This is a genomic window from Endozoicomonas atrinae, from assembly GCF_001647025.1.
GTDB classification, from domain to species: Bacteria; Pseudomonadota; Gammaproteobacteria; order Pseudomonadales; family Endozoicomonadaceae; genus Endozoicomonas; species Endozoicomonas atrinae.
Genome location: NZ_LUKQ02000271.1, coordinates 1 through 6,840 on the forward strand (window position 1 = coordinate 1; position 6,840 = coordinate 6,840).

9 protein-coding genes are annotated in these 6,840 nt (G+C 55.8%); 8 read left to right on the plus strand and 1 reads right to left on the minus strand.

Annotation, left to right across the window (positions count from 1 at the left end):
• From AK963_RS33515 to AK963_RS23755, 7 genes are all read left to right on the plus strand, one after another.
• Window positions 1-245: hypothetical protein (locus tag AK963_RS33515; RefSeq protein ID WP_175404620.1), on the plus strand; the 245-nt coding region annotated here is incomplete at its 5' end.
• 177 nt (window positions 246-422) lie between these two features.
• On the plus strand, window positions 423-821 hold the full coding sequence (locus tag AK963_RS23730; protein ID WP_066017875.1) for a M15 family metallopeptidase domain-containing protein: 399 nt from the start codon (window positions 423-425) through the stop codon (window positions 819-821).
• Window positions 814-1,221, plus strand: coding sequence for a 3TM-type holin (locus AK963_RS23735; protein WP_066017876.1), 408 nt, complete (start codon window positions 814-816; stop codon window positions 1,219-1,221). The genes AK963_RS23730 and AK963_RS23735 overlap by 8 nt, the downstream gene beginning before the upstream one ends.
• A 2-nt stretch (window positions 1,222-1,223) precedes the next feature.
• Window positions 1,224-1,472 (plus strand): hypothetical protein, encoded by a 249-nt coding sequence (locus AK963_RS23740; RefSeq protein WP_066017877.1) that lies wholly within the window; start codon window positions 1,224-1,226, stop codon window positions 1,470-1,472.
• A 56-nt stretch (window positions 1,473-1,528) separates the two neighbouring features.
• Window positions 1,529-1,834: a hypothetical protein gene (locus AK963_RS23745; protein WP_139117617.1), complete on the plus strand. Its 306-nt coding sequence runs from the start codon at window positions 1,529-1,531 to the stop codon at window positions 1,832-1,834.
• Complete coding sequence (locus AK963_RS23750) at window positions 1,810-3,429, plus strand: terminase large subunit (RefSeq protein ID WP_066017879.1); 1,620 nt, start codon at window positions 1,810-1,812, stop codon at window positions 3,427-3,429. Before AK963_RS23745 ends, AK963_RS23750 begins: the two co-directional genes overlap by 25 nt.
• A 109-nt stretch (window positions 3,430-3,538) precedes the next feature.
• Entirely contained in the window at window positions 3,539-5,584 is a 2,046-nt protein-coding gene (locus tag AK963_RS23755) for a portal protein (protein WP_066017880.1), read from the plus strand.
• Between the two features lie 52 nt (window positions 5,585-5,636).
• Here AK963_RS23755 and AK963_RS33520 read toward each other — a convergent pair whose 3' ends face one another.
• Complete coding sequence (locus AK963_RS33520; RefSeq protein ID WP_175404621.1) at window positions 5,637-5,792, minus strand: hypothetical protein; 156 nt, start codon at window positions 5,790-5,792, stop codon at window positions 5,637-5,639.
• A gap of 47 nt (window positions 5,793-5,839) precedes the next feature.
• On the opposite strand from AK963_RS33520, the gene AK963_RS23760 reads away from it, so the two are divergent.
• Entirely contained in the window at window positions 5,840-6,823 is a 984-nt protein-coding gene (locus AK963_RS23760; RefSeq protein WP_066017881.1) for a hypothetical protein, read from the plus strand.
• The last annotated feature ends 17 nt before the right edge of the window (window positions 6,824-6,840 follow it).

The following is a 6,840-nucleotide window of genomic DNA, read 5'->3' on the forward strand; positions in this document are numbered from 1 at the left end:
GTGAGGAACGCCTGCCAAAACCCATTCGCAGCAATCCGGTGTTGCTGAGGCTCTGGCTGATGGTGGAACTGCAGCATCCTCAATTGAGATCCCGAAAGGGGCGGTTTGATATCACCGGCAAAAGTGAACGGACGGTGTATCGCTGGAAGCAAGCATGCAATCGGGTGTGCAGTGAATGGATTACGCAGGCCGAAGATGAGGCCCAAGCCTTGCTGGAACAGGCGGGCAGTATCCGATACGACTAGCATCTGACCACTGACCTTGACTCAAAATGTCAGTAAACGTACGGTAAAACTCTAGGTTGGGAAAGTTCCCAAAACTTGATTCTCCACATGCGTAAATCCTTCAAAGAAACCCGGCTCTCATTGCCGGGTTTTCTATGTTTGGCACCTCCAAACTGAACCACTAAAAAAAGGGACTTCATGTTTCACTTTTCCGCTTCGTCAAAGCGACAGTTGTCGACTTGTGATGAGCGGCTTCAGCGTGTCTTCAATAAAGTGATCGAGCATTACGACTGCACGATTATCTGTGGTCATCGAAGTGAAGCTGATCAGGCGCTGGCGTTTGAGAGTGGCAAGTCGGAATTGCAATGGCCTGACAGTAACCACAACGAGCTACCCAGTAAGGCAGTGGATGTGATGGCTTATCCCATCAACTGGTTCGACGATCAACGAGCTGCCCACTTTGCCGGTTTTGTTCTGGGTATTGCCCAGGGGATGGGCATCAAACTGCGCTGGGGTGGTGACTGGGACCGGGATGGTGAAATCAAGGATCACCGGTTTAAGGATTACCCACACTTCGAGCTGGTGGACGATGATTAACCTGAACCCGATGGCAGGGATAGCCAAAGAGCTGATGGGTGGACTTGATGCTTTGTTCACATCCGATGAAGAACGGGCCAAAGCTGAATTGTTGTTGAATCATCAGTTGCAACAACCCCACATCCTGCAGGCGATGGCCACTATCGAAGAGGCCAAACATCCCTCGGTCTTTGTCTCTGGCTGGCGACCTGCACTGGGTTGGCTCTGTGTATTGATTCTGGCCTGGACCTGGATTGTTCGTGATGTAGTCATCATCGCTTTGATGCTTGTGGATAAATCCGAAGTGGTTCAACAGTTACCCACAGCCGACACCAGTACGGTGATTACTTTGTTGCTCTGCCTGCTGGGCTTGGGCAGTGCCCGGACGTTGGAAAAGCTGAAGGGCGTGGCCAGGAGATAGCCATGGCAGACGAAGAGCGGTTCAACCGGATCGAGCAGAAGCTGGACGGCATTACCCAGATTCTGCAGACCCTGGCCAAACACGATGAGCGCATGGTGAACCTTGCTCTTCGGGAAAAGCGCAGTGAAGAACGGTTGGATTCCATTGAGAAAGCCGTGCTGAAGAACTCCACCATCAGCAGCGTGATTCAGTGGATTGCCGCCACCACCACGGCAGGCATTATCGCCTTTGCCATCAAGCAATTTTTCTGACCATGGCCAACCACAGCAAATACAAGCCAGAGATGTGCGAGCAGGTGAAGGATCTGATGAGCACCGGTCTGAGCCGTAAGGCCACGGCAACGGAGATGGGCATCAGCTACAACACGTTTCTGTCGTACATCGATAAGCATGAAGCGTTTGCCGAAGCCGTAGCGCAGGCGGATGTGCTGGCCGAGGTGTTCTGGGAAGAGAAGTATATGCAGGGCGCATTGGGTATGAACAAGGATGTCTCCCCGGCCATGCTGATCATGTACATGAAAAACCGTTACCACTGGCGGGATCGGCACGAACAGACCGTGGTAGCGGAAAAGATACCGACGCTGGACGAATGGCTGGAAGAAAAGGAAGCATAGCTCCCGGTAAAAAGCCTGCCAGGGAGCGGCTGCTCACCGAGTTCACGTTCTACGCCCGAAAGTGCCTGAAGATCCGCACCAAAAGCGCCAGAGTGATTCCCTTTCGGCTCAACAAGGCTCAGCGGTACCTGGACAGCCGGATCGAAGACCAGAGAAGGCGCATCGGCAAAGTAAGAATTGTGGTGCTCAAAGGCAGACAACAGGGCTGCTCCACCTATACTGAAGGCCGTTTTTACTGGCTGGTGAGCAATCGCAAGGGGTTGCGGGCTTATATCCTGACCCACGAAGCGGATGCCACCGCCAATCTGTTTGATATGGTGCAGCGGTATCACGACAATCAGCCCCCGTTTACCCAGAGGGATCTGAAGAATAAGAGCTCCAAACTGTTGGAGTTCTATCACGACTCCGGGTATCGGGTAGGCACCGCTGGCAATAAAGGCGCCGGTCGTTCATCCACGGCACAGCTGTTTCATGGATCGGAAGTGGCGTTCTGGCCCAATGCGGATGAACACCTAGCGGGTGTATTACAGGCAGTACCCAATGAAAATAATACCGAAGTTATTCTGGAAAGCACTGCTAATGGCGTCGGTGGTGTGTTTTATGATTATGTTATGGACGCTGATGCTGGGCGCGGTGATTTTGAACTGGTGTTTATACCTTGGTTCTGGCAGGACGAGTACCGCAGCGAAGTCCCCGCCGACTTCACGGTCGACGCCGACGAACGATACCTGAAGCAGCAGTATGATCTGGATGATCAACAGCTCCAGTGGCGTCGCCAGAAAATCTATGAGCTGAAATCCGAAGACAAGTTCAAACAGGAATACCCCTGCAATATCCGGGAGGCGTTTCTGTTTTCCGGTCGTCCGGTGTTCGATCCCAAACACACCGAAGCGGCCAAAGTCGAGTGTTACTCCCCAACCCAGTCCATTGAACTGACCCCCAACGGTATCAACCGGCACAAGCCGGGTCTGCTGCAGATCTGGGAGCATCCCAAACCCGCTACCCAGTATGTGGTGGGATCGGATGTGGCGGAAGGGCTGGCACCGGCCAATGACCAGCACAAGCACGGTGATTACTCGACCATCGACGTGTGTGACCGTGAGGGTTACCAGGTGGCCCACTGGCATGGGCATGTGGCACCGGACGATTTGGGCAAAATGCTCAACCACCTGGGCCGTTACTACCACAATGCCCTTGTCGGCGTGGAAAGAAACAACCACGGTCTCACCACCCTGACCAAACTGAAAGACCTGAAGTACCCCAATCTGTACATGGAAACCACGGTGGACCAGAGAACCCAGAAGCGCACCAAGCGCCTCGGCTGGCAGACCACCACGAAATCCAAGCCCCTGATGATCGACCACCTGGCGGCACTGCTGCGGGATGGTGAGTCGGGTATCTGCAACAAGGACACTATTGCTGAGTGCCAGACCTACGTCATTGAAGACAACGGCAGCACCAACGCGCAGGAAGGCTGCTTCGATGACCGGGTGATCAGCTACGCCATCGCCCAGCAGATGGTGCTCAAACTTCCACGACGGAAGATCAATATCAACGAGCTGAGGTATCGGGCTCCGGGCAAGTCGGCTTACTGATGGAACACAGAATCATACGTTTCACCCAGCGGGTGGTGGGGAACTACCCCGCCATCATGGCTGGCCACCGGCTTGAGTGGATCAGGCGCAGAGGGAAACAGAACCGATAATGGACAACGGACTGGTCAGGATCGCTACCCCGGACGAGGTAACCAAGGCAGAGCTGGATGAAGCCCTGGACAACGAGCGTCGTGAACAGGCGGTGCGGGATGCCTTTGCCTCTGACCTGCAAAGCCGCTGGCAGGGATACCGGGAAGCCCGGCGGGAAGTGGAAGAAGAATGGCTTGCATCGCTTCGAGCCGTGAAAGGGGAGTATGGCCCTGAACAGATCCGGATCATGGATGAGCAGCAGGCACTGAGCCGGGTGTTTATCAAGATCACCACCACCAAGGTGAACACCGCCTACTCCCGGTTGATTGACCTGCTGTTCCAAAACATCGACAGCTTCTGGGATATCGTGCCCAGCCCCCTGGCTGAGATACCCGACAGCATCAAACGGCACCTCCGCATGACCGCCATTCAGGAGCTGCTGCCCTATCCCCTTGATCCCCAGACGCGCAACCAGCTTATCCAGGAACGGTACGATGAGATGGAGCGGGCGCTAATGGCGGAGGCGCTGGAACGGGCCAATAAAGCGGCCATGGCGATGAAGCGCAAGATCAAGGACTACCTGGTCAATGCTGACGCCCTGACCGAGCTGAAGAAGGTCACCCGGGAACAGGTGACTCTGGGCACGGGGTGTATCAAAGTGGCCACCCTCAATATCCGTAAGCATGAGAAGTGGGAGGCGGAAGGGGAGGAGTGGCAGCTTAATGAGCAGCAGAGTATCGAGCCGGATGTGGAGTGGGCCAGCATTTTCGATATGTTCCCTGACCCTTACTCCCACGATTGTGGCAAGCCCAACGATCTGTTCCGCCGTCATGTGCTGACCAAACATGAACTGCGGGAACTGGCGGACAGCCATGGCGTTGAAACCGACACGGTGATGGAGATTCTGGCTCATTCACCGGAAGGCAATCACGTCCCGCTGGATTACGAAAAAGAGCTCAACAACCTCAATGAGTCGGATGACCCGCACATTACCTCCAACCGTTATGACGTGCTGGAGTACTGGGGACCGGTAGACGGCCATCAACTGATGGAGTACGGCGTTACCGACATTGATGAGCACACGGAGTACCAGGGCAACATCTGGGTCTGCGATGGCCGGATGATCATGGCACGGCTCAACCCGTTAAAACCGGAAGCCATTCCCTACAAGTTCGTTCCCTATGAGACGGTGCTCCATCGCTTCTGGGGCATCGGTATCCCCTACATGATGAACGATAGTCAGGATGTGATGAACTCCACAGGCCGGGCGCTGCTGGACAATGCCGCCCTCACTGCCGGTCCCATGTTCCAGATGGATGTCTCCAAACTGCCGGAGGGCACCAGCCTGGAAGATGCCAAAAAGGTCTACCCCTACCGGATGTGGTGGTATGACGGCTCCGATGGCGAAGGGCCGATGATTCAGGCCATCAATATCCAGAGTAACCAGAAAGACCTGTCCGGCATCTTTGAACTGTTCCGGCGCTTTGCCGACGAGGAAACCTCACTGCCCAGCTACACCCACGGCGAACAGACCCAGAGCCTGAACAAGACCGCAAGCGGCATGAGCATGTTGATGACCGCCGCCAATGTGGCCCTGAAAAGCGTGGTGAAAAACATCGACGACTACGCCACGGTGCCCCTGATCGAGAGCCTGTTCAACTTTGCCATGCGCTGGGCGGAGATGGACGACAAACGGGGCGATCTGGACGTGGTGCCCATGGGCAGTGCCGCCCTGGTGGCGAAGGAGATCCAGAGCGAACGGATGATGAACGCCCTGAACGTGACCATGAACGAGGTACTGGGGCCGATGACCGACCACCGATACCTGCTGAACGAATACCTGAAAGCCCTGGATATTGACCCCGATAAAGCCCTGCGCCCTGAGGAAGAACTCTATGCACAACCCACTGCACCTGACCAGCCAGGAGGCGGAGGCGATCCTGCGGCTGGAAGGCAACCCGGATTACCAGACGCTGGTCGAGCACCTGCAACGTCGCCGGGCGGAACTGCTGGAGAAAATGTCCCACGCCCGGGATTCAACCGAATTGCGCATCCTGCAGGGTAAGACTCAGGAACTCAGTGATCTGATGCAACTGGCGCAGCGATCGCGAACCTATTTACGACAATAACTTTCGTCGCTCCCCGCTGTCCGCTCCCCGCTTCCCGTAAAAGCCAAACCAGTATCGTCTTTTACGGGTCGCGGGCAGCGGAAAGCGGGCGGCGAACAATGCCTGAAAGAACATGGACAAGCCCAGAGCCCCACGGACTTTCATAGGCGCAACCAAGTGGACAAGCCAACGAGCCCCACAGGGAGAGTGAAATGGCTATTGATGCCGAAAAACTGGATCAGGAAACCGATGCCGAACTGGCCGCCCTTATGGGTCTGACTACGGACGCCCCTGCCGCTTTTGCCCAGCAAGAGGACGAGCAGGACAAGCAAACCGATCAGAACCCGCCCGCTGATGAGCTACCCCCGCCACCCGAACCGGAGTCGGACGCTGATGACGAACCGTCAGAGCCGCCTGCTCCAGCATCCAATGACGATGACGGTGAAGACTGGCAGGACAAGTACACCAAGGCGGAAGAGTCCCGCAAGAATGCCCATGCCCTGATGACTCAGGCCACCCAGAAAGCCGCTGATCTGGAGCGGAGCAATACCGAGCTTCAGCAGCAGATGGCGCTGCTGAAGGCCAAGGTGGATCTGCTCAGTCAGCAGGGTACTGCTCAGCCAAACAGTGAGCCAGAGCCGTCCGACCAGTTCCAGGAACTCCGCAAGGACTACCAGGAGCTGGACCCGGTGTTCAACAAGCTGGATGAGTCGGAACAGCTCAACCGCAAACTGGAACAGCGGCTGGCCGCTATTGAGAAGGCTCGGCAGGAGCAGGAGGCGGAGCGGGCACAACATGCATTCTGGAACAAGTTGCGCAGTCTGCATCCCGATGTAGAGCAGATCTCTGCCAGTGAGGATTTTAAAGGCTGGTTTGCACGACAGGCTGCTGATGTTCAGGAGTTGAGTCGTGTCAGCCCACTGGGTGCAGCGCAGGTCATGAGTCTCTATAAAGAGGCCGCAGGTGTAAACAAGCCTGCACCGAAACCGGCACCTGATCCAGTACAGAAAATGCAGCAGGCAAAGCAGCTGAGTGAACCGCCGGTGCGGACCCACTCAGTCCCTAAAACCCGGGGGCACCAACCGAGCCTGACGCTGGAACAGATTGCGGCCATGCCGCAGAAAGAGTTTAACGACAATGAAGAAAAACTCGACAAGATTCTGGCTCAGTGGATCAAGCAGGGAGGCCGCCTCTGAGGGGAGCGTTTAATCGT